At 63.8% G+C, this 22,720-nt stretch carries 20 protein-coding genes, 2 pseudogenes and 1 riboswitch; of the genes and pseudogenes, 9 read left to right on the top strand and 13 right to left on the bottom strand.

The genetic code is table 11. The features are described 5' to 3' along the window. Nucleotides 1–162: 162 nt before the first annotated feature. The 4 genes and pseudogenes from A9K66_RS21710 (at nt 163) to A9K66_RS21700 (ending at nt 3,444) form a co-directional block, all read left to right on the top strand. Nucleotides 163–696, top strand: coding sequence for an invasion associated locus B family protein (locus A9K66_RS21710; protein ID WP_066998026.1), 534 nt, complete (start codon nt 163–165; stop codon nt 694–696). 131 nt (nt 697–827) lie between these two features. Further along, nucleotides 828–2,240 carry a metalloprotease TldD gene (tldD, locus tag A9K66_RS21705; RefSeq protein WP_067327853.1) on the top strand — a complete coding sequence of 471 codons (1,413 nt, stop codon included), beginning with the start codon at nt 828–830 and terminating at the stop codon, nt 2,238–2,240. Nucleotides 2,241–2,319: 79 nt separating this feature from the next. Beyond that, nucleotides 2,320–2,594, top strand: a pseudogene (locus tag A9K66_RS29755) (AbrB family transcriptional regulator). Between the two features lie 181 nt (nt 2,595–2,775). Next, nucleotides 2,776–3,444, top strand: a complete 669-nt coding sequence (locus A9K66_RS21700) for a transglutaminase-like cysteine peptidase (RefSeq protein ID WP_348626458.1) — start codon at nt 2,776–2,778, stop codon at nt 3,442–3,444. A gap of 134 nt (nt 3,445–3,578) precedes the next feature. On the opposite strand, the gene A9K66_RS21695 is transcribed toward A9K66_RS21700, so the two are convergent. From A9K66_RS21695 to A9K66_RS29750, 3 genes and pseudogenes are all read right to left on the bottom strand, one after another. Continuing rightward, entirely contained in the window at nt 3,579–6,284 is a 2,706-nt protein-coding gene (locus A9K66_RS21695) for a caspase domain-containing protein (RefSeq protein WP_245307632.1), read from the bottom strand. A 144-nt stretch (nt 6,285–6,428) separates the two neighbouring features. Next, nucleotides 6,429–7,670 (bottom strand): class I SAM-dependent RNA methyltransferase, encoded by a 1,242-nt coding sequence (locus A9K66_RS21690; RefSeq protein ID WP_067328021.1) that lies wholly within the window; start codon nt 7,668–7,670, stop codon nt 6,429–6,431. 33 nt (nt 7,671–7,703) lie between these two features. Further along, nucleotides 7,704–8,441 (bottom strand): annotated as a pseudogene (locus A9K66_RS29750) (TlyA family RNA methyltransferase); the annotation flags it as partial. Nucleotides 8,442–8,555: 114 nt separating this feature from the next. On the opposite strand from A9K66_RS29750, the gene A9K66_RS21685 reads away from it, so the two are divergent. Next, nucleotides 8,556–8,957, top strand: coding sequence for a GFA family protein (locus tag A9K66_RS21685; protein WP_067327852.1), 402 nt, complete (start codon nt 8,556–8,558; stop codon nt 8,955–8,957). On the opposite strand, the gene A9K66_RS21680 is transcribed toward A9K66_RS21685, so the two are convergent. The 6 genes from A9K66_RS21680 to A9K66_RS21655 all read right to left on the bottom strand — a co-directional run bounded on the left by A9K66_RS21680 (nt 8,954) and on the right by A9K66_RS21655 (nt 14,002). Further along, entirely contained in the window at nt 8,954–9,238 is a 285-nt protein-coding gene (locus tag A9K66_RS21680) for a hypothetical protein (RefSeq protein WP_067327851.1), read from the bottom strand. The genes A9K66_RS21685 and A9K66_RS21680 overlap by 4 nt on opposite strands. Before the next feature lie 150 nt (nt 9,239–9,388). Then, entirely contained in the window at nt 9,389–11,302 is a 1,914-nt protein-coding gene (dxs, locus tag A9K66_RS21675; protein WP_067327850.1) for a 1-deoxy-D-xylulose-5-phosphate synthase, read from the bottom strand. Between the two features lie 131 nt (nt 11,303–11,433). Continuing rightward, on the bottom strand, nt 11,434–12,354 hold the full coding sequence (locus A9K66_RS21670; protein ID WP_067327849.1) for a pirin family protein: 921 nt from the start codon (nt 12,352–12,354) through the stop codon (nt 11,434–11,436). Nucleotides 12,355–12,362: 8 nt separating this feature from the next. Next, a complete protein-coding gene (locus tag A9K66_RS21665; RefSeq protein ID WP_066998050.1) occupies nt 12,363–12,629 on the bottom strand; it encodes a DUF2277 domain-containing protein in 267 nt (88 codons plus the stop codon). Between the two features lie 191 nt (nt 12,630–12,820). Continuing rightward, nucleotides 12,821–13,072 carry an exodeoxyribonuclease VII small subunit gene (locus A9K66_RS21660; RefSeq protein ID WP_067328020.1) on the bottom strand — a complete coding sequence of 84 codons (252 nt, stop codon included), beginning with the start codon at nt 13,070–13,072 and terminating at the stop codon, nt 12,821–12,823. Between the two features lie 3 nt (nt 13,073–13,075). Further along, nucleotides 13,076–14,002, bottom strand: a complete 927-nt coding sequence (locus tag A9K66_RS21655; protein ID WP_067327848.1) for a histone deacetylase family protein — start codon at nt 14,000–14,002, stop codon at nt 13,076–13,078. Between the two features lie 114 nt (nt 14,003–14,116). Next, nucleotides 14,117–14,295, top strand: a riboswitch (cobalamin riboswitch). A gap of 42 nt (nt 14,296–14,337) precedes the next feature. Between A9K66_RS21655 and bluB the strand changes: the two genes are divergently transcribed. The 3 genes from bluB to A9K66_RS21640 all read left to right on the top strand — a co-directional run bounded on the left by bluB (nt 14,338) and on the right by A9K66_RS21640 (nt 17,644). Beyond that, entirely contained in the window at nt 14,338–15,069 is a 732-nt protein-coding gene (gene bluB, locus A9K66_RS21650) for a 5,6-dimethylbenzimidazole synthase (RefSeq protein ID WP_067327847.1), read from the top strand. Nucleotides 15,070–15,416: 347 nt separating this feature from the next. After that, nucleotides 15,417–16,598 carry an aminotransferase class V-fold PLP-dependent enzyme gene (locus A9K66_RS21645; RefSeq protein WP_067327846.1) on the top strand — a complete coding sequence of 394 codons (1,182 nt, stop codon included), beginning with the start codon at nt 15,417–15,419 and terminating at the stop codon, nt 16,596–16,598. A 191-nt stretch (nt 16,599–16,789) separates the two neighbouring features. Next, nucleotides 16,790–17,644: a D-amino-acid transaminase gene (locus A9K66_RS21640; RefSeq protein WP_067327845.1), complete on the top strand. Its 855-nt coding sequence runs from the start codon at nt 16,790–16,792 to the stop codon at nt 17,642–17,644. 243 nt (nt 17,645–17,887) lie between these two features. Here the strand turns inward: A9K66_RS21640 and A9K66_RS21635 are convergent, their stop codons facing one another. Both A9K66_RS21635 and A9K66_RS21630 read right to left on the bottom strand, forming a co-directional pair. After that, nucleotides 17,888–18,868, bottom strand: coding sequence for a hypothetical protein (locus A9K66_RS21635; RefSeq protein ID WP_067327844.1), 981 nt, complete (start codon nt 18,866–18,868; stop codon nt 17,888–17,890). A gap of 144 nt (nt 18,869–19,012) precedes the next feature. After that, the gene (locus A9K66_RS21630) at nt 19,013–19,603 is read right to left on the bottom strand and encodes a TetR/AcrR family transcriptional regulator (RefSeq protein ID WP_067327843.1); all 591 of its coding nucleotides are present in this window, start codon (nt 19,601–19,603) and stop codon (nt 19,013–19,015) included. Between the two features lie 121 nt (nt 19,604–19,724). Here A9K66_RS21630 and A9K66_RS21625 point away from each other — a divergent pair, with 121 nt between their 5' ends. Next, entirely contained in the window at nt 19,725–20,948 is a 1,224-nt protein-coding gene (locus A9K66_RS21625; RefSeq protein WP_067327842.1) for an MFS transporter, read from the top strand. A 25-nt stretch (nt 20,949–20,973) separates the two neighbouring features. Here A9K66_RS21625 and A9K66_RS21620 read toward each other — a convergent pair whose 3' ends face one another. Then, nucleotides 20,974–21,510: a GNAT family N-acetyltransferase gene (locus A9K66_RS21620; protein ID WP_067327841.1), complete on the bottom strand. Its 537-nt coding sequence runs from the start codon at nt 21,508–21,510 to the stop codon at nt 20,974–20,976. 31 nt (nt 21,511–21,541) lie between these two features. Continuing rightward, on the bottom strand, nt 21,542–22,642 hold the full coding sequence (gene ribB / locus A9K66_RS21615; RefSeq protein WP_067327840.1) for a 3,4-dihydroxy-2-butanone-4-phosphate synthase: 1,101 nt from the start codon (nt 22,640–22,642) through the stop codon (nt 21,542–21,544). Nucleotides 22,643–22,720 lie beyond the last annotated feature (78 nt).

Genomic DNA, 22,720 nt, shown 5'->3' with positions numbered 1-22,720 from the left:
GCATCCCCGACCATCGCCGCCCCCGCGCCGGGCGGTCGCAATTCGGGCGAATTTGCTCTGGAAAAGCGCGTAATTGCCGGTATCTGGGCGGGCTGGCGACGGTCGCGTCCTTTACTTGGCCTTGGCGCAGCTTAAAGTGCCGTGATTCGCAATGGAGCCGTTATGACTTCCTGGCTTTCGAGACCCTTGGCGAAGGTTATCTTCCTTGCCGCCTCGCTTAGCGCCAGCGTGGCGAACGCCGCGCCACCGCAGACCGCGGCGCCGCCCAGCGGCACGGTCAAGTCGACGCATGGCGCGTGGTCGATCATCTGCGACACGCCGGCCGGCGCAACCTCCGAGCAATGCGTGATGATGCAGAACGTCGTCGCCGAGGACCGTCCGGAGATGGGGCTTTCCGTCGTGGTGCTGCGCACCGCCGACAACAAGGCGGAGATCCTGCGGGTGCTGGCACCGCTCGGCGTGCTCCTGCCCAACGGGCTCGGCCTCAATGTCGACGGCAAGGACATCGGCCGCGCCTATTTCGTGCGCTGCTTCCAGGACGGCTGCTACGCGGAAGTGATCCTCGAGAAGCCACTGCTCGACACGCTGAAGAACGGCACGTCGGCCACCTTCATCGTGTTCCAGACGCCGGAGGAAGGCATCGGCATTCCGGTCGATCTGAAGGGATTCGCCGAAGGCTTCTCGGCTCTGCCCTAAGTCCAGCGGCGGCAACGCGGCCGCCAGTCGGCTCGGGGCGATGACGATCGCGTGTGAAGGCCGGCGATTGTCTTGACCTCACTTCGCCCCTACATCGGGGGAATGCGAAACCGCCAGCGGACAGCCCTGCCATGAACAGCCTGATCGGCCAATTCGACATTTCCGACGACCGCGTCAAAGAGATCGTCGCCGATACCATCAAGGGCGCCGACGACGGCGAGTTGTTCCTCGAATACAGCGAGAACGAAGCGCTGATGTTCGACAACGGCCGGCTGAAGACGGCGAATTTCAACACCGACCAGGGTTTCGGGCTGCGCGCCGTCGCCGGCGAGGCGAGCGGCTATGCCCATTCGAGCGACCTGTCGGAAGCCTCGCTGCTGCGCGCCGCCGATGCCGTCTCCGCGGTCAAGGGCGGCTATTCCGGAACGCTTGCCGCAGCGCCCGCGCGCACCAATCGCCACCTTTACGGCGACGAGAATCCCATCCCCTCGCCCAGTTTCGAGGCCAAGGCGAAGCTGTTGCAGGAGATCGACGCCTGGCTGCGCGCTGCCGATCCGCGCGTGCGCCAGGTGACGGCCTCGCTCGCCGCCTCCTGGCAGCATGTCGAGATCGTGCGCGGCGACGGCCAGGTGGTGCGCGATATCCGCCCGCTGGTCAGGATGAACGTCTCGGTGGTGGTCGGCGATGGCGACCGCCAGGAGAGCGGCTCCTACGGAATGGGCGGCCGCAAGAGCTTTGGCGAGTTCCTCACCGAGGAGAGTTGGAAGCACGCCGCGCGCGAGGCGCTGCGACAGGCGCTGGTCAATCTCGAGGCCGTTCCGGCGCCGGCAGGCACATTCGACATCGTGCTTTCCAGCGGCTGGCCGGGCGTGATGCTGCACGAGGCTGTCGGCCATGGCCTCGAGGGCGACTTCAACCGCAAGAAAACATCCGCCTTCGCCGGCCTGATGGGCAGCCAAGTAGCGGCAAAGGGCGTCACCGTCGTCGACGACGGCACGATCGCCGAGCGGCGCGGCTCGCTTACCGTGGACGATGAAGGCACGCCTTCGGCGCGCAATGTGCTGATCGAGGACGGCAAGCTGGTCGGCTACATGCAGGACCGCCAGAATGCGCGGCTGATGGGCATGAAGGCGACCGGCAACGGCCGGCGCGAAGGCTATGCCCACCAGCCGATGCCGCGCATGACCAACACCTACATGACCTCGGGCGATACCGCGCCGGAAGAGATCATCGCCTCGGTCAAGAACGGCATCTATGCCGTCTCCTTCGGCGGCGGCCAGGTCGACATCACCTCAGGCAAGTTCGTGTTCGGCTGCACCGAGGCCTACATGATCGAGGACGGCAAGGTGACGCAGCCGATCAAGGGCGCAATGCTGATCGGCAACGGGCCCGACGCCATGCACCGCGTCACCATGGTCGGCAACGACATGAAACTCGACAACGGCATCGGCATGTGCGGCAAGGCCGGACAGGGCGTGCCGGTCGGGGTCGGCCAGCCGCATCTGAGGATGAACCAGATGACGGTGGGCGGCACCAGGGTTTGAGCGCGCTCAATCCGGCAGGCTTGAATAGCACTCCGCCGCTTGAGTATCTTACCTGTGTCTTACATGGGGTAAGCTTGCGATGGCTGGTGCCGAAAGACTCATAACCACCGTCTCGACCAAGGGACAAATGATCCTCCCCAGCGCCATCGGAAAACGGAGAGACTGGGGTGCCGGCACGCGTCTGCAGGTCGAAGACACACCAGGCGGTGTTCTTCTGAAGCCAGCGCCGGCCTTCACCCCGACGCGACCGGAAGGCGTGTTTGGCCTGCTGCCGCACCGCGGCAGCCGAAGACGCTTGAAGAGATGAACGCGAGTGTCCTTGCCGAAGCGCGGCGGCGCCATGCTCGCAATTGATACCAACCTTGTCGTCAGACACCTGACGAACGACCATCCTGAACGCTCACTTCGATCCGGCCGGAAAGCTCACACCTAGCTACCTGCCGGAGCGCGAACACAATCGTGTTAGCAGATTATTAATTGTTCAATTGCTTTGGCCGACGCTTCCGACTTAACTATCAGCAGTCTTCTCGTTGCGGTGGTGTTGGCAGTGCTGCGTTCCCCTGGCGTCCTGACCTCTTCATTCCTCCTTGGCCTTTGCTCAGTGATCGGTGTGACGTCGCTTTGCGTCGACACGGCGGCGGCGCAGTCGACATTGTTCAAACGGCCATCGAGTCCGGTCGACCTGCGCTCCGCCACAGTGGGAGGACGTACCAGCGTCCCTTATGGCTGGATCGATTTCTGCCACCGCCGGCCGAAAGAGTGCAAAGTGCCTGCCCTGCAGCCGGCGAACGTCAAGCTGACCGCGCAGAACATGCGAACCCTCAAGCGCATAAACCAGAAAGCGAACCGCGCCATCAAGCCCGTCAGCAACTATGATCACTGGGGCACGATGATGGACCACTGGGACTATCCGGTGGACGGCAAGGGCGACTGCAAGATCTACGCGCTCTACAAGCGCAAGCTTCTCATGGAAGCGGGATTTCCCCGCCAGGCGCTGCTGATGACGGTGGTGCGCGACCTGAACAACGAAGGCCACACCATCCTGACCGTGAAGACCGACAAGGGCGATCTCGTGCTCGACAATCTGGTCGACGAAGTCCGGCCCTGGAACGCGACCGGCTATTATTTCCTGAAGCGCCAGTCGCAGCAGAACCCGAATATCTGGGTGTCGATCAATCAGCGCGGCGGCACGCCGAAAACCTGACGGATGCCGCCAGGCTCAACCGAGCGGCCTCGGCAGCCGAGGCATTCCGCTTTTGACGGTTGATACGCGCGGACCGGCGCCTCTGCCTTGCACGTTCATGGCCGAAAGATCGGCTCGCAAAGGTACGCGCCGGCCTACTGGTTGCAGGCCGGCTCGCCCTGCTGCCCGCAAGAGAGCTTCTTCTTGGGCTGCGGCTTCTCCCGGGGGACACTCCGCTCTTGCATCTGCGGCCTCGGCTGCGAACGGAATTCCGGGCGAGGCTCCGATCTCTGCCGCCGCAGCACCTGCTCGTTAGGCCTTTCCTGCCTGAACTGGCGCTGCGCATTGTGGTTCGGCCTGTTGACTTTGAAGTTGCGCTGGACGGTGACATCCCGGCCGGCGGAACCTTCTTCGTTCTGCAGCCGGCGCAGCGTCCTGCGCCTGTCGTTCCCGCTGGCCGAGCCCTGATTCTCGTCGGAGAACAGGGTCGGACTGTTCCTCCTGAGCCGCTTCTGCACGGCCGGTCCATTGTCGGTTGGCCCACCACTAACGGTCGGCAGTCTGCGGAACTTCTTGCTCTTGGCCGAGCCCTGGTTGTCATCGGAGAACATTTCGGGGGTGTTCTTTCTGAGCCGCTCGCGCAAACTCGGCCGGTTCTCGGCCGGCATCCGGTTGACGGTAGGCAGTTTACGGACCTTCCTGCCCTTGTCGCTCGCGGCGGCCGAACCTTGTTCGTTCGGTTCGACCACGGACTGGCCTGCGGACAAATCCTTGCGCGTCAGCTTCCTCGGCTTGCCACCGCTCCGTTCGGATAATGCCTTGGGATTGTTCTGCCTGAACTTCTCCCGCGCGCTCTGCCCGTTGTCGGCCGGCATGCCGTTGACGGCGGGCAGGTTGCGGAGCTTTTTACCCCTGTTCCGATCTGTGTCCTGCTTCCCGGTCCGGTCAGGACCGGCATTTCCGATCGCCTCTTGGTTGCCGCCCGAGATGCCTTGCCTGCCGGGTTGCCTCTTCAATTTGTTGCCGGGCAAGTTCTGGCCGTCGGGCGCCGGCTTGCCGTTGACCAGCGGCAGCCTCTTGCCATCGGCTCCAGGCAAAGCGTGATCGGTTGAGAGCTTGCCGGTTCTGGACGAGGTCTCCGGCGAGGTGTCAGGCTGCTGGCGCTGGATAACACGCTGACCAGGCTTCGGCGGCAGGGCGCCCTGTTGCTGCTGATTGGATGTGGCCTGACGGAACTTGGCCGCCCTCTTCTGCAGAAGCGGCGGCAGGGGAACCTTGGCCGCCAGCGCATCGGCGCGGCCACCAACGGCGCCTTCCATCGTTTTCTGGGCTGTACGGCGGTCAAGCTGAACACGGGCGCTCGGCTGCGCGGCCCGATCGATGGTCTCGTTTTTGATCGTCGTGTTGATGGTGTTGATGACCGTCGTGTTGTGGATGTTGTTGAAGATGATGGCGTTCGGCGGCGGCACGACGTGGCGCGGCGGGTTGATGAATACGGGGATCGGCACGAATACCGGCGTCGGCAGGATGAAGACGTCGACCGGCGGCGGAGGTGGCGGAAGCACGATGAAATCCGGCGGCGGCGGCGGCAGGAAGATCACCGTGATCGGCGGCGGCGGTTCGAAGTCGAAATCGGGATCGTCGAAATAGAGCACCGGCCGGTCGATATAGATGATTTCCTCCTCCGGCGGCGGCGGCAAATCATACTCATAGACGGTGAACTCCTCCGGCGGCTCCAGGGCAGCGTCGAAATGTTCGAGCCGCCGTCGTGCGTCCCAGGCATGCGGACCACGCGGATAGCGCCGCAGATAAGACCAGTAGGCTTCCGGCGTGTCCTCCAGCCAGGTCTCGCGCCAGGTGATCGCCTCGCGCCGCGCAGCGACAATGGCGCGCACGCGCTTAGCCATCGGATCGTGTGGATAGGCGACGAGGAAATCCTCGTAGCCGCGCATCGTGTCGCGGTCGAGAGCCGCGATATAAGCGTCACGAGCGTCGAAATCCTGGATCGCCCTGGTCCGGTTGGAGCGGGATTCGGCCTCCGAAACCTTGGGCGCGGGCGCGTCCGCGGCACGGTCGAAGAAGACGAAAGGCGCGGTGATCTTCGACGCATGCCACGGAACTTCCGCGCCTTGCGTCATCTCGTTGACGCGCAGCCGCGTGCGGTCGAACACCTCGTCAACCGACAACCCGCCCTCGCGTATCATTTCGGCGAGCGCCTGGGCATAGGCGCCGTAAGGGCCCTTGCCTTCCGGCGCGACCGTTCCCGGAGCCGCGTTGAACGCAATCAGCATGTTCGGGTCGGGATCGACAAGCGCGAGACCACCGGCCAGGGGCTGGCTCATCTTCGGCAAGGCATTGGGCCGCGCCGCGTCGAGCACGACGATGTTTACCTTCGTCGGCAATCCGGCCAACGACCGGGTGACATCGGAGAGCCGCATCGCCTGAAGCGGCACGTCGGCGGGACTGGCGATCTGGGCATCGACTGGAAGAAAGTAGTTCTCCCCCTCGAACTGCACGCCGTGGCCGGCAAGATAGACGAAGACGACCGCGTCGGGACCGGCGGCGGAAACCTTGCCGAGAAAATCGCGCAGCGCGCCGCGCAGCGAGTCCTGATCGACATCGCGCGCGCCGACGACGTCGAACCCTGCCGCCTGCAGGGTCTGCGCGATCAGGCCGGCGTCATTGGCGGCAGTCGCGAGCTCGCCGGACTGATAGGCGCCGTTGCCGATCACGAAGGCGAGACGTTTTTGCTCTTGCGCGAGCGCACCGGTCGCGGACGCGGCGCCAAAAGCGATGAGAACGATGAGGCTGAGGAATTTTAGAAGCGTCTGCATGGCAATGCGCTGTCCGTTATCCGCCATCCGCCATCCGCTTATTTCAGTAACGCCGAAAGAGCAGGAATGTTTCCCTAACAGCGCAAAACTAAGACCTCCAAGAAGGCGGCTTTAGGGCGCAAATTTCGGAAAAGAGAGGCTTCAAGTTTCTTGCGAACCGGCTCTCGCGGACTACCGGCGCCGCTTCGGCTTCTCCAGCAGCGCGACGGCCTCGACATGCGGCGACCACAGGAACTGGTCGATCGGCGTCACGCTCTTCAGTTGATAGCCGCCGTCGATGAGGATGCGCAGATCCCGCGCCAGCGTCGTCGGATTGCAGGAGACGGCCGCGACCAGCGGCACGTCTGAGCGGGCGATCTGCTTGGACTGATCCTCCGCGCCGGCGCGCGGTGGATCGAAGACGAGGCCGTCGAAGCCGCTCAACTCCTTGAAGGTCAGCGGCCTGCGGAAGAGGTCGCGACGCTCGCTGGTCACGCGCTTCAAGCCGCTGGCGAAGCGGAAAGCACGGTCGAGCGCGGCCAGCGCTGGGGCGTCTCCCTCCACGGCATGCACTTCCGACTTCGCCGCCAGCCGGAGCGCGAAGCTGCCGCAGCCGGCGAACAGGTCGGCGATCTTCTTGACACGCGACAGGTGCTGGCAGACGAGACCGGCCATCGTCTGCTCGGCGGCCTCCGTCGCCTGAAGGAAGGCGCCGGGCGGCAGGGCGACGGCGACCGAGCCGAACTGCACCACCGGCTTCTTCGGCTCCACGATCACCTCGCCGTCGATCGAAAGCCTCGCCAAGCCCGCGGCCATCACAAAATTGGAAGCGATGCGGCGCTGGTTTTCGCCGAGCTTGCCCGCGTCATGGACGGCGACATCGAGGCCGGACGCCGTGGCGGTGACGGTCATGTGGAAGGCTTTCGGCGTCGCGCAGACCAGTCCTGCCAGTCTTCGCAAAGGATCGAGCGCATCAACGATTGCCAGCAGCGAGATCGGGCATTCCTCGATAGGAATGATCTCGGAGGAGAGCGCGCGCACGAAACCGAGCAGCATGCCGGCCTCGGTGCGCCGAGCGCTGAAGACGACGCGGCGGCGCGTGTGCGGCGCGCAAGGCACCAGCGCGTCGATCTGACCAGCGATGCCCTTGATCTTGAGCGCCTGCACCACCCGTTCGCGTTTCCACTGCCGGTAGCCGTCGGCCTCGAAATGCTGCAACGCGCAGCCGCCGCATTCGGTGAAGTGGCGGCAGGGCGGATCAACCCTACGCGGTGAAGCCTCAACAACCGACATCAGCGTCGCGCGGTCCTTCTGGCGCGCGGCGGTGACCGTCTCGCCAGGCAGCGTGAACGGGATGAAGACCTCGCCGCCATCGGCACCGGCGATGCCGTCGCCCTGCGAACCGAGCCTTGTGATGGTGAAGCGCGCGCTCATGGCGATGCCGCGTCCTTTGATCGCGGCGAGCAGGAACTCGCGGTTGCCGTCGCCGCCCTCGATCGGCGATGGATGCAGCCCGAGCACGCGCCAGCCCGGCATCCCGGCAAGCCAGTCGCGCAAACCGGCGGCGATGCGCTCGGCCTCGCTCGGGTCCTTGAGCAGTCCGCCCTTGCCGATCGCCTCGCGACCCGCCTCGAATTGCGGCTTGACGAGAAGCAGCGCCCTGGCGCCCTCGCCCGCCAAGGCCAGCGCCGGCGGCAGCGCCAGCTTCAGCGAGATGAAGCTGACATCACAGACCAGGAAATCCGGAACGCGGTCGCCAAGATCGGCGGCGGTCAGGTCCCGCGCATTCAGCCCTTCAATGACCGTGACCCGCCGATCGGCGGCAATTTCCGGATGCATTTGGCCGTGACCGACATCGATCGCCGTGACATGGGTAGCGCCACGCTCGAGCAGCACCTGGGTGAAGCCGCCGGTCGAGGCGCCGATATCGAGCGCCTCATGCCCAGAGGGATCGAGGCCGAAATGGTCTAGGCCGGCAATCAGCTTCAGCGCCGCGCGCGACACATAGGCCTGCGCCGGATCGTCGACGGCAACGACACAGTGTGGCGCGACGGGCTGGCCCGGCTTGCGGGCGACTGCGCCGTCGACAGTGACGGTGCCGCGTTCGATCGCGTCGCGGGCGCGGGAACGGCTGGCGAACAGGCCACGTGCGACGAGCAGTTCGTCGAGACGCGGACGCGCGCTGGCGGGCAAAGAGGAACTCATCGGCCTTCATTGGCGAAAGCCGGCGGCGAAGGCAATGGCAGCCCTGTTGAATATGGCGCGGGGCACGGCAGAATGCCGGTGCCTATAGTCCGCTCACCCGGGCGAGGAGGAGCCATGCTGAAGGGAACCTGCCATTGCGGCGCCGCGCACTGGACGCTGGAAGGCGATCCGGGATCGATCACCGCCTGCAACTGCACCCTTTGCCGCCGCTACGGCACGCTCTGGGCCTATGACTATGTCGACGAGCGCATCCGCATCGCAGGTCGGACGAGCTCCTACAGGCGGGTCGAGGTGGCCGAGCCCGCGCTGGAAATCCTGTTCTGTCCGAAATGCGCCTGCGTGCTCGCCTGGCGCGGGTTGCGCCCCGGCTCGAGCGGCCGCACTCGCATCGCCGTCAATGTCAGGCTGGCCCCGCCGGAGGCGGTCGCCGACCTGCCGATCGAGCATTTCGACGGCCTCGAAACGTTCGACGACCTGCCGCGCGACGGCCGCTGCGTGCGCGATATGTGGTTTTAGAAAATAGTCCGCGAGACCGGGCGCTCGACCGCCGGCATCAGGCCGTCATTGTGGGAGGCCTGCTCGCGCGGCTCAGCAGGAGCCGGCGCCGTCGGCGCGGCTTCCTGCGGCACCACCAGTTGGGGAGCCTGCTTGTAGGAGAAGCCGCCGCGGATGTTGCCCATCTTGCCGGCAACGATGTCCATCACCGCCTTTTCGAGGTTGCGGTCGTAACGCGTTTCGGCTGCCACCGGCGCGGCCATGGCACTCAGCAGGGCCATGCCGCAAAGGAACGAATTCATTGTTCTTATCCCCTGCCTAGGACCAGGGTTTTAGCAGGGCGTCCGTTGAAAATCGGCCAAAAGACAAGGTAACCGAACGGCCAAATGAAAACGTAAACAAACAGTTGCAGCCGCAGCCAGCAAACTCAATCGGAGAGCTGAGGTTTCGATTCAGGCGCGCTGCGCCTGCATTCCATGGCCGAGTGCGGCGAAAACCGTCCGCACGATGCCGGTCGTATCGAGGCCCGCGTCGGCATACATCTTCTCAGGCTTGGCGTGATCGGTGAACTCGTCCGGCAAGACCAGCGGGCGCACCTTGAGACCGTTTTCCAACAGGCCTTCATGGGCAAGGAAATGCAGCACCTGGCTGGCGAAGCCGCCGACCGCGCCCTCCTCTACCGTCACAAGAACCTCATGCGAGCGCGCCAGGCGGCGGATGAGATCCTCGTCCAGCGGCTTGGCGAAGCGAGCGTCGGCAACGGTGGTCGAAAGGCCTGCGGCGCCGAGCTCCTCGGCGGCCAGCAGGCAATCCTGCAGCCGCGTGCCGAACGAGAGCAGCGCCACCTTGGTGCCTTCCTTGAGAATGCGGCCTTTGCCGATCTCGAGCACTGAGCCGCGCTCCGGCATGTCGACGCCGACGCCGTTGCCCCGCGGATAGCGGAAGGCGATCGGGCCGCCGTCGTAGTCGGCTGCCGTGCGCACCATATGGCGAAGCTCCGCCTCATCGGCGGCGGCCATGACGACGAAGCCGGGCAGCGAGGCAAGGAAGGTCGTGTCGAAGGCGCCGCAGTGCGTGGCGCCGTCGGCGCCGACAAAGCCGGCGCGGTCGATCGGGAAGCGCACCGGCAGTTTCTGGATCGCCACGTCGTGCACCACCTGGTCGTAGGCGCGCTGCAGGAAGGTCGAATAGATGGCGGCGAAAGGCTTGTAGCCTTCGGTGGCGAGGCCAGCGGCGAAAGTCACCGCATGCTGCTCGGCAATGCCGACATCGAAGGTTCGGGCCGGGAACACCTCGCCGAAGAGGTCGAGGCCGGTGCCACTCGGCATGGCGGCGGTGATCGCCACGATTCGTTCGTCCTCGCGCGCCTCCTGGATCAGGCTCTCGGCGAAGACCTTGGTGTAGCTCGGCGCGTTGGCCGGCGCTTTCGCCTGCGCGCCGGTGATGACGTCGAACTTGTTGACGCCGTGATACTTGTCGGCGGCGGCCTCCGCCGGCGCGTAGCCCTTGCCCTTCTGGGTGACGACATGGATCAGAATGGGACCGTCGCCATTGTCGCGGACGTTCTTCAGCACCGGGATCAGGTGCTCCAAATTGTGTCCATCGATCGGGCCGATGTGGAAGAATCCCATCTCCTCGAACAGCGTGCCGCCGGTGACGTAACCGCGCGCATGCTCGACGGCGCGGGTGATGGCGCTGTCGGCGCGCTTGCCGAGATAGGAGGTCAGCTTCTTGCCGAAATCGCGCAGGCCGAGATAGGTCTTGCCGGAGGCAAGCCTCGCCAGATAGGCGCTCATTGCGCCGGTCGGCGGGGCGATCGACATGTCGTTGTCGTTGAGGATGACGATCAGGCGGGCATTGAGCGCGCCGGCGTTGTTCATCGCCTCATAGGCCATCCCGGCGGACATGGCGCCGTCGCCGATGACGGCGATGACATTGTTGCGGCCGCCCGAGAGGTCGCGGCCCATCGCCATGCCGAGGCCGGCCGAAATCGAAGTCGAGGAATGCGCTGCGCCGAAGGGGTCGTATTCGCTCTCTGCGCGCCGGGTGAAGCCGGAGAGACCGCCTTCCTGGCGAAGCGTGCGGATGCGGTCGCGGCGGCCGGTCAGGATTTTGTGCGGATAGGCCTGGTGGCCAACGTCCCAGATCAGCCGGTCTTCTGGCGTGTTGAAGACATAGTGCAGCGCAACCGTAAGCTCGACGACGCCGAGACCGGCGCCAAGATGGCCGCCGGTGTGCGACACCGCATCGATCAGCTCCGCGCGCAGTTCGGTCGCCAGCTGCGGCAGCTCGCTTTCATCAAGCGCCCGCAGATCCGCCGGGATGCGGACTTTGTCGAGGAGCGGCGTGTCAGGCTTCGGGTTCACTCTGGGACGACCTGTCAACTTAACCTTGGGTTAACCTTCAAATATGCGCTTTGCTATGCGCGAGATAGGCTGACGGCGCGCCAATGTAAATGCGTGTCAGTGACGCGCCGGCGCAGAATGTCCATCCTGCGCTAACCTTCCGGCAGCGGAATGAATTCTTCCTCATCGCCAGGAACGATATCGAAGCGGCCCGTCTTCCATTCTTCCTTGGCCTGCTCGATGCGTTCTTTCGAGGACGAAACGAAATTCCACCAGATATAACGCTTGGAGCCCAGCGACGCTCCGCCGAACAGCATGAAATGCGCGCCGCGCTCGGACGACACGACGATTTCCTCGCCCGGTTTGAACACCAAAAGCCGCTCGGCCGGGAAACGGTCGCCGGCAATCGAAACCTCGCCCTCCAGCGTGTAGATGGCGCGTTCCTCGGCGTCGCCGGGGATTTTGACGCTGGCGCCCGCCGCCAGCCGCAGATCGGCATAGAGCGTTTCCGAGGCGGTCGCGACGGGCGAGCGCAGCCCGGAAAATTCGCCGATGACGACGCGGCCGCTAACGCCCTCGGCATCGATTTCGGGCAGTTGGACGACCGACGTGTTCGCGAACACCGGGGCGATTTCTTCCTTGCTGTCCGGCAGCGCCAGCCAGGTTTGCAGGCCGGAAATCGACATCGGCGCGCCGCGCAATTCCTCGGGCGTGCGCTCGGAATGAACGATGCCGCGGCCGGCGGTCATCAAATTCACGTCGCCCGGCGCGATCACCATTTCGGTGCCGAGCGAGTCGCGATGCCTGATCTTGCCGTCGAACAGATAAGTGACGGTGGAAAGCCCGATATGCGGATGCGGGCGCACGTCGATCGCATGGCCGGCGCGCAGGATGGCCGGACCCATGCGGTCGAAGAAGATGAACGGACCGACCAGCCTGCGCTTCGCCGTCGGCAAGGCGCGGCGAACCTCGAAGCCGCCAATGTCCTTGGCGTTCGGAATGACCATCAACTCGATCTGGTCGCAGGCGAAGGCGTCGCCGGCCTCAGGATCGTTGCTCGGAAAGAAGCTCATGACCGGCGTCAGGCGAAGCGGAGCGCGGATCGGGCCTTCGCCTTGGCGGCCTCTTCCTCGCGGTTGCGCGGATGCTGGGTGGTTTCGAGGCTGTCAAGCAGCTCGCGCGCGGCGGCGGCGATCGCCTCGACGGCGTGGTTGAAGGCATGCTCGTTGCGCTTGGACGGCTTGGTCGCGCCGCTCAGCTTGCGAACGAACTGCAGCGCCGCGTCATGGACCTCGTCGTCGGTCGCCGGCGGATCGAAGTTGAACAGGGTCTTGATGTTTCGGCACATGCTTTAACTCCTTACCTGCTTTCTGCCCGAACCGGTCTGACATTGTGCACCGAGGTGTGTTGAGATTCAGGTCAGACCGAGCCGAAAATGGCGGGTTCCGAGAACCGGACCGGAGCGTACTTGAAGGACGTGAGCACCGGAACCGCAGAAAGCCGCGTTTGCAGGCGGCCTCACCTGAATATCAATACACCTCACTCGGCGTCGAGCGGCTCCGTTCCAACCGGCTTGCCGTCGCGCGAGAGCCTGATCTTCTCGACCTTGTCCTCGGCGGCCTTGAGCAAGCGGTCGCAATGAGCCTTCAGCGCCTCGCCGCGCTCGTAGATCTTGATCGACTGGTCGAGCGGAACGTCGCCGCGCTCCAGATCATCGACGATCTTCTCCAGCGCGTCGAGCGCCTGTTCGAAGCTCATCACCTTGACGTCTTGGTTAGCTTCATCAGCCATCATTCATCCCTTCATCAGCCGCCCGACATGGGCGGCGACCGAAAATGCCAATCCTTGCAGATCGTAACCGCCCTCCAGCAGGCTGACGAGCCGGTTGCCGCTGTGGCGCCCGGCGCGCTCCATCAGCTGGCCGGTCGCCCAGTCGAAATCATCCTCGGTCAGGTTGATCGCGGCCAGCGGATCGCGATGGTGCGCATCGAAACCGGCGGAAATGATGATCAGATCCGGCTGGAAGGCGTCGATCGACGGCAGCACGCGCGACAGGAAGGCGTCGCGGAACGTGTCGCTGCCGGTGCTCGGCGCAAGCGGCGCGTTGACGATGTTGCCGGCGCCGGTCTCGCTCTTGGCACCGGTGCCCGGATAAAGCGGCATCTGGTGGGTCGAGCAATAGAGCACCGACGGATCGTCCCAGAAAATGTCCTGCGTGCCGTTGCCGTGATGCACATCCCAATCGACGATGGCGACGCGCTCGGCCAGATGCTTCTCCTGCGCATAACGGGCGGCGATCGCCGCGGTGTTGAACAGGCAAAAGCCCATCGCGGTCGCTTTTTCGGCGTGATGGCCGGGCGGACGCGCGGCAACGAAGACATTGGCGGCACGGCCCTCGAACACATCGTCGACGGCGGCGTTCGCCGCGCCGATCGCCGTCACCGCGGCCTGCCAGCTTTTCGGGCTGGCGCTGGTGTCGGCATCGATCGAGACGATCCCCGTCTCGGGAATCGCAGCGCGGACACGGCCGACGAAATCCTCCGGATGCGCGTAAAGGATAGTCGCCTCGTCGCCTTCCGGCGCCTCGACGCGGTCGAGGGCCGAAAAAGCCTCGTCGTCGAGCACGCGCTCGATGGCGCGCAAACGGTCGGGCCGCTCGGGGTGGCCGGCCGGCGTGAGGTGTTCCAGGAATACCGGATGAGTGTAAAGACGAGTGGTCATGGCGCCTAATCTAGGCACCTGTCGCACGGATAGCCATGTTTCAGCGCCGAATGATTGGGGAAATCGCGCCCAATCGTGTCGCTGGCGGCATTGGCCCGGCCTCGGCTTCGCGATAAGGTCGCGTCGCTGCCTGGTGCCCGCAACGCGGGAGAATCGGGAACACGGTTGAAATCCGTGGCGTGCCCAACGCTGTGAGGGGGACCGCGCCGGCAAACGCCACTGTCCCAGACGGGAAGGCGCCGGATGCGGGTCGATCCCGAGCCAGAAGACCGGCCCGGCAGACATGGTCATCCGCATGGTCAGGCGGAGGACTGCTTATCGCAAGGGGACAAGCGATGCAGGCACGAACAGCCGCCGCCGGCGGCGATGACTTTGACCAATTGGCGCGCGACGCCGTCTACCGGGCCATGTTCACCCGGCGCGACGTGCGCAGCCATTTCCTTACCGACGATCTCGACGACGGCGTTTTGGCGCGGCTGCTCACCGCGGCACACCACGCGCCGTCGGTCGGCTACATGCAGCCCTGGAACTTCATCATCATCCGGGACGCCACAAGGCGGCGGCAGGTGCGCGACCTTTTCCTCGCCGCGCGCGAACAGGAACTGCCGGCGATCGAGGTGGAGCGGCGGGCGCTCTACCGCAAGCTGAAGCTCGAGGGCATCTGCGAAAGCGCGCTCAACCTCTGCATCACCTGCGACCGCCAGCGCTCGAAGAACTCGCCGCTCGGGCGCTGGCACAATCCGGAGATGGACCTCTACAGCACCGTCTGCGCGGTGCAGAATTTCTGGCTCGCGGCGCGGGCGGAAGGCGTCGGGGTTGGCTGGGTGAGCATCATCGAGCCCGAAGCGCTGAAGCGACTGCTGTCGATCCCCGAGCACGTCACGCCGATCGCCTATCTCTGCGTCGGCCGCGTCTCGGAATTCGCGCCAAGGCCCGACCTCGAAGCGCATGGCTGGGGCAAGCGCCTGCCGCTGCCCGAGCTGGTGATGAGCGAGACCTTTTGCGGCGCCGGCGAGGCGCCGCTCAAATCGGCGATCGCTCGTCTCGGAGAACGATTGAAGCCTTAGAACCGCTCGGCGTTCCATAGACCCGCACCAACCGCAACGCGCCATCGCGCTTCGCGTTTGCGCAATGGCGCATTGGCAGGCCTGACCGTCGTTGCCCGCTCTCAGAAACCGGGGATTGTTCGCGCATCGCTTGACAACGTGACGGTTCTTCTTGGCGTGATTGGGCCGGATCTCCGCACTCGCTTCCTCACGGCTAACCCTGTGCCAAGCGATGTCGTTCTCGGGCTTCAACGTCTCGCGAATTCACCGGCGTTCGCAATTAAATTCTGTCTTCTCATGTGAATAGGCAGATTGAGCTGGGCTACGGCGCTTATTGTCGGGCCACAGATGAGACCCGGCGCGTTCCCATGAATTTTTTTGCAATAGATCGGTCCGCCGAACATGAGGACGAAGCGGAATGGGAGCGCATCCGCGCAAAATACCCCCCGCAAGAACCACTCCTCAACTTGAACAACGCCGCGGTCAGTCCCCCACCGACTGTTGTCGAGGAAGCGACGGTTGACGCCTACCGCTTCATCAGTCGCAATCCCGACTACAATATGTGGAGCAAGCTCGACACAGCACTTCCTCATATCAAACGCGAGCTGGCGGAACTGATCGATTGCAGCCCCGGAGAGATCGCGCTGAACCGGAATTCGTCGGAGGGTCTTTCGACAGCGATCTTCGGAATACCGGTGACTAAGGGCGATCAAGTGCTGATCTCGCCTTGGGACTACCCCAGCGTTCGTGCGGGCTGGCTGCAGCGGCAACAGCGCGAGGGCATCGAGGTTGTAAACTGCACATTCGACCTCATGGACAGCGACGACGACATCATCGAATCCTATGTTCAGGCGATGACCCCGCGTACCCGCGTCCTGCAGCTGACTCACATGTACCACTGGAACGGGCGTGTCCTGCCGGTGAACCGGCTCTGCGAAATCGCGCGGGAGCGCGACATCATGACTGTCGTCGACGGTGCCCAGACTTTTGCTCAGATGCCTGTCAGCTTCCGCGAACTCGATTGCGATTTTTTTGTCACCAGCCTGCACAAGTGGCTCGGTGCTCCTATCGGCAACGGGATGCTGGTCGTCAGCGAACGCCGGATCGATACCACCTGGCCATTGCTTGCACCTTTCGACCAGCCCGCGGTGCACATAGACAGGTTCGACCATTGGAATCTCGGCACCTACAATTCCGCTGTCCAGGCAGGAATCGCGCCCGCAATTCAATTCCACAAGGCGATCGGCGCGGAACGGATGCATGCGCGACTGCGCGAACTCACCCGATATTGGGTAGGTCTCGTCCAGGACATTCCCGGTTTCAGGCTCCATACGCCGACCGACACGGACAGCCTCGCTGCGATAAGTCTGTTTTCGATCGACAGCATCGACATGCAGCAACTCGAGCGCGACCTTCGCGAGAAACACCAGGTCCACGTGAAATACCGCAAGGTCGAGCACGTCGAGGGTTTGCGGGTTTCGCCACACATTTACATGCTTAAGCGCGATCTTGATGCCTTTGTCGCCGCGCTGCGAAGCGCTGTGGAGTGAACCGACGAATTTTCTCTGGCTGTGCCCGACCTTAGCCGTCTGCTGTCTGGCGAATAGCGTTTTCGCAGTCGAGGGGTGCAGGATGGCAGCGCCGCTATTTGCGCTTAAAGCTGCCCAGGCCTGCACCGTGACAAGAGTTCAATAGTTTCGCTCAAGGCCGTGAGCGTGGTCTGCATTTTTGAGGTCGATCAATGCGCCAAGTCTACGTGAGTGGATCCTATCTACCGGAAAGCGAGGCCCGTATCTCGGTCTTCGATCGGGGCTTCCTGTTCGCCGACGGAGTCTATGAGGTCACGCTCGTTCTTGATGGCAAGCTCGTCGATTTTGCCAGTCACATGGCGCGCCTGCGGCGATCGCTCCGTGAACTCGATATGCCGTTCTCCCTGACCGAAGCAGATCTTTTGAAGATCCACAGGGAGCTCATTGGACGGAACAATGTATCCGAGGGACTTGTCTATTTGCAGATCACCCGGGGCGCGGCCGACCGCGATTTCATATTTCCTACTCGGGATACGCCGAACACCGTGGTGCTCTTCACACAAGAGAAGGCACTTGTCGAAAATCCGGTCGCCATACGCGGCCAGCACGTCATAACCGTGGAAGATCTCCGGTGGCGGCGCTGCGACATCAAAACGGTGCAACTCCTGTATCCCTCCATGGCCAAAATGCAGGCGAAATCACGCGGCGCCGATGACGCATGGCTAGTGAGGGATGGTTACGTCACGGAAGGCTCTTCCAACAACGCCCATATCGTGACTTCGGATGGGACGATCGTCACGCGGGATCTCTCGAGCGATATCCTGCACGGGATTACCCGGGCAGTCGTTCTGCAGTGCGCAAGTGAACTTCATCTGCGGGTGGAGGAGCGCCCATTCACAGTAGTAGAGACCAGACTTGCGACGGAGGCGTTTTCAACGTCATCATCCGGGCTGGTGAACCCGGTGGTCAGGATGGATGGTGCGCCGATCGGCAACGGGCTGCCGGGCGTAGTCACCCGGCGGTTGCGACAAATTTATCTCGATAGAAGCCGAGCATCGGCGATCTAGCGTTGATCGTCGACGGGTGTTCTCTGCGGCGTCAAACCTCGATACGCAACCTGCCGGTGGCGTTACTCAGGGCGCATATGGACCGCGCTAACTCAAGCACTCCTGACGCCAGCCCTGCACGTGAATAGCTCGCCCGAGCACTCGCGGCGCCCAAGTAGCTTGACAAAGCCGCTGCTAGACTAGCGTTCGCGCCAGATGCTGGCGGCGATCCTTCCAATGGCGGGGCATCTGCTCTGACTCTAGTCAAGCGGTCCTTGGCGAATCCCAGCGCGAGCCGCCGAAGGGGCTGAGCGCCTTGTCGCGCAGCTCCCTGAACTTGGACGAGGCTTCGGCCAGGCGCCGGTCCCATTCCGGATTGGGGACCTGGCCCTCGATGGTGGCGAAGTAGACCTGCATCAGCGAAGCGATGGCGAAGGGCTCGATGAAAGCCGCCTTGAAGGCCCAGGCGAAGACGATGGCCAACACGAAAGCCCAGCCGGCAAGCTGGCCCGGCATGGCCCAGAGGATCGCGGCGGCGGGCGCCAGCATCAAAAGGAAGATGACGAAGGAAACACCCCACATGATCACCGCCAGCCAGACGGCGTTCTTGACCATCAACTTGCCGTTCTGCGCGTAGAGCACGACGCCTTGCCTGGCGGTCTCGAAAGGCGAGTTGGAATTGATGCGGATGTTGTAGCCGAGGATGATCTCGTCGACATAGGTCAGCGACAGGCGGATGACGGTGTTGATGAAGCTCACCAGACCGCTCAAGCCTGGAATGGGTAGGAACGCAGCAATGCCGCCGATCAGCCCTGTGATGGCGCGGATGGCGCCTTTCACCAGCTGGTCGACGACGAAAAGGATGTTGGCCTCGGCGAAGCGCTTCGTCACCACTTCGCGCGCGTAGGCGATCTGGCCATGGCCGTCGGGAACGTCCTGCCCGTCGATCAGATGGACCATGACGGCGATATGGCCGGCCTTGAGCACATAGAGAATGTATTCGCGGATCCAGTAGACGGCGATCGAGACCACGCCGAAGCCGACGACCCCACCCCACAAGGCAAAGGACATCGGTCCGTCCGGATCGGTCGAGATGTGGCCGACGCCGTAACCGACGCTGGCGCCGGTGCCGGTCGCTGTTATGTAGGCCACCGTGATGCCGAAATAGACGATGATGCGAAAGACGATGAACGGCCACGTCCGCATCATGATGGACACCGACCGGCCGATGCTGAAATCCCACATGGCCCCGACCCTCCGCCTCAGAGAATTGGCGGGAGAGGATGCGCTCGCTCCTGCCAAAGTCAATGTCGGAGGGATTTTGAGCGGGGGACAATTGTCTGAGGCAGCGCGGACCCGAGTGATTGCCCGGAACGCCGCGACCGGATGCTATTTGGTTTTAAGGCCTTCCAGCAGCTGCTTGAACGCCGCCACAACCTTCTTCGACGTCGCTTCCGGATCCTTGGCATTGGCGATGCGCTGCGAGGCCTGGCTACTGGCGCCGTTGATGAGCCGCGCTGCGGTCTCGGGATCGAGATCGGGAACGACGACGCCCTCCTCCTGCAGCTTTGACAGGTGATCGGCCATTGAAGCCGTGCAGGCGCTGGCGTTGGGCCACTGAGCCGGATCGCCGAGCACGGCCGGGCCGTCCCTGAACATGATGCGCTGGATTTCCGGCTCAAGCGCCATCTCGATATAGGTGGTGCATTCGTCGACGAAATGCTGCCAGCGAGTAGGCGCCCGCGAGGCCACCTCGTTCACCCGCGCCGCCATCTCGGCGTCGATCTCGGCGATCACCGCCTGCAGGAGCCCCTTCTTGTCGCCGAAATGATGATAGAGCGCGCCGCGCGTCAGACCCGCCGAAGCGGTGAAATCGTCCATCGAGGCCTTGGCATAGCCGATCGTGCCGAAGGCATGGCGCGCGGCCGCGATCAGCTTGGCGCGCGTTTCGGCGATCATCTCCTTGCGGGGTTTGTGCATGGCTCCTGGCCTTATTCACATACGCGTCGTATGCTAATTGACATACGCGACGTATGAACTATCTGACATTCATACGCTGCGTATGTAATTGCGGCGCCTTCCCTTGTCGAGGAACAGGACCATGCGAAACCCCTATTCGGAAATCTTTCGGGCTCCTGGCACGAAGAGCTTCGCCGCGGCAGCCTTCATCGCGCGGCTGCCGATCGCCATGGCGCCGATCGGCATTGTGGCGATGCTGTCGCAAACGCATGGCGAGTACTGGCTGGCCGGCGCGGTCTCGGCCACATACGCTTTATTCAACGCCTTCCTGTCGCCGCAGGTCTCGCGGCTGGTCGACCGCCTCGGCCAGAGCCGGATTGCCGTGCCGACGACACTTGTCTCGGTGCTTGCCTTCGCAACCTTGATCGTCGCGGCCAACCAGCACTGGCCGGTGTGGACCTTGTTCCTATCCGCGCTGCTTGCCGCGTTAATGCCCAGCATCCCGGCGCTGGTCAGGGCGCGCTGGACCGAGATTTTTCGCGACCGCCCCGAGCTCAATACGGCCTTCGCCTTCGAATCGGCCGCGGACGAGCTGGTCTATGTCGCTGGGGCATCGCTGTCGGTGGGCTTGAGCGCCGCGCTATTCCCGGAAGCCGGGATGGTGGTGAGCACCTTGCTGCTCGCCTTCGGCTCGGCGGCATTCCTGCTGCAGCGTTCGACGGAACCGCCCATTCGCCCGGCCGAGGATGGCGCGGCCGGTTCGGCGATCCGCCTGCGGCCGGTGCAGATCATCACCTTTGCGCTGATCTTTGTCGGCGCGACCTTCGCAACCACGGAAGTCACCACCGTTGCCATTACTGAAGAGCTGGGCCAGCCCGAAGCAGCCAGCCTCGTCATCGGCGTCTATGCACTGGGATCCTTCGTGCTCGGCATCATCGTCGGCGCGCTCAGTTTGCGCACGCCGCTGCAACGCCAACTCGCGATAGCTGTCGCCGTCATCGCGCTCACCACGCTGCCGCTGCTTTTTGCCGACACGGTGCCGACCCTGGCGCTAGCCGTCTTCGTCAGCGGCGTTGCCATCTCGCCGACCTTCATCACCGCCTTTGGCCTGATCGAACGCCACGTGCCGCCGGCAATGCTCACGGAAGGCGTGACCTGGGTGACCACCGGGATCGGCATCGGCATGGCGCTAGGCTCCTTCGCCGCCGGCTGGATGGTCGACACTTTTGGACCGCAGAACGGGTTCTGGGTGTCGGTGGCGGCAGGCTCAGTCGCTTTGGTCACCGTGCTCGCCGGCCAGTGTCGGCTGGCGACGCCGGACTGCGACCCGAATGAATGCGAAGCGGCGATTGCTCCGGCTGGATGATACCGATGCATCCGGCTCTGGCTGGCTATATGTCCTGCTTTTGAACGAACTTCGCCGCCGGGACTGCGTAAAGCCCCGTCGGCGCGCCATGGAGCATGATCTCCCGCTCGAAGACGAAGCCGCATTTCTCCAGCACGCGCCGCGATGCCGGATTGGCGGGACGCGCCAGTGCGATCACCCGATCGGCGCGCAAGGGGCCGAAAGCCGCGTGCAAGGTCCCCCGGACCAGTTCCGTCGCGTAGCCATGCCCCCAGGTCTCGGGATGAAGATGATAGGACAGGTTCAGCCCATCGAAATCGCTCGATAAGGTGACACCGCCGAAGCCGATCAGCCTCTCGTTGGCTTCGACCGCCCAGCGACCAAATCCGTGCCTGTCCCAATGATCGATGTCGCGAGCGAGCCTTGCAGCGCTCTGCTGCGGCGTGTCCGGCGTCGGGTCGGGGCGATGCGCCACCAGTTCGGGGCGCGAAAAAAGATCGGCCAGAAACTCCAGATCCGCCTGTTTGGGCCGGCGCAGCAGCAATCGTTCGGTCCGCTGGCTGACAGGCAATGGCGCGGCCATCGTTTTTCTCCGCCGCCTGTCGGCCGAAACGTCAGAGAATTTCCGTTTTGGCGATGTGAATGCCGAATCCTTCGAGGCCGACATAGTGGCGCTCGCGCGAGGCGATCAGGTTGATCGAGGAAATGCCGAGATCCTTGAGGATCTGCGCTCCGAGCCCGATCTCGCGCCACTCGTTCTCGCGCCGGCGCGCCTCTTCGTGATCCTCGCGGTCGCCGCTTTGTGGCCGCTTGCGCTCCTGATGGGCGACGCCGACCGAGCCTTCGCGCAGGTAGACGATGACGCCACGCTTGCGCTCGCCCATCGCCTTCATGATGTGGTCCAAGCGGTGGCTGGTGCCGAAGACGTCGGTGACGACGTCTTCCGAATGCAGCCGCACCGGCACCTCCTCGCCGTCGCGGATGTCGCCGAAGACGACCGCGACATGGTGCATGGAATCCCAGGGCAGCGTGTAGGTGAAGACCTGCGCCTTGCCGCCGGGCGTCTCGATGTCGGAGCAGGCGACGCGCTCGACCAGCGTTTCCTTGCGCTGGCGATAGGCGATGAGATCGGCGACCGAAACCTGCTTCAGCCCGTGCTGCGCGGCGAAAGCCTGCACCTCAGGTCCACGCTTGACGGTGCCGTCGTCGTTGACCAGTTCGGAGATGACGCCGATCGGCGGCAGCCCGGCGAGTTTGCACAGGTCGACCGCGGCTTCCGTATGGCCCGAGCGCATCAAGACACCGCCTTCGCGCGCGATCAGCGGGAAGATGTGGCCGGGCCGCACGAAGTCGGAGGCACCAACATTGCCATTGGCGAGGTTACGCACGGTGAGCGTGCGGTCGTCCGCCGAAATACCCGTCGTGGTGCCGTGCTTGAAGTCGACGCTGACGGTGAAAGCCGTGGTGTGGGCGGAATCATTGTCGGCCACCATGGGCGCAAGGTTTAGCCTCCTTGCGTCCTCGCGCAGCATCGGCGTGCAGACGATGCCGGAGGTGTTGCGGACGATGAAGGCCATCTTTTCCGGCGTGCAGTGGACGGCGGCAACGATCAGGTCGCCCTCGTTCTCGCGCCCATCATCGTCCATGACGACGACGATCTCGCCGCGCTCGAAAGCGCGGATCGCTTCGACGATCTTCTTCTGGTCGTATGGCATGGACGCTCGCTAGCTCGCTTGGGGAATAGGGCGGTAAGGGAGTAGGGGAACGGAAAAAGTTTGGCGTCGCCGAATGCG

Source organism: Mesorhizobium sp. AA23, from assembly GCF_001672435.1.
GTDB lineage: Bacteria > Pseudomonadota > Alphaproteobacteria > Rhizobiales > Rhizobiaceae > Mesorhizobium.
This window is presented reverse-complemented; position numbering and strand designations above follow the sequence as displayed.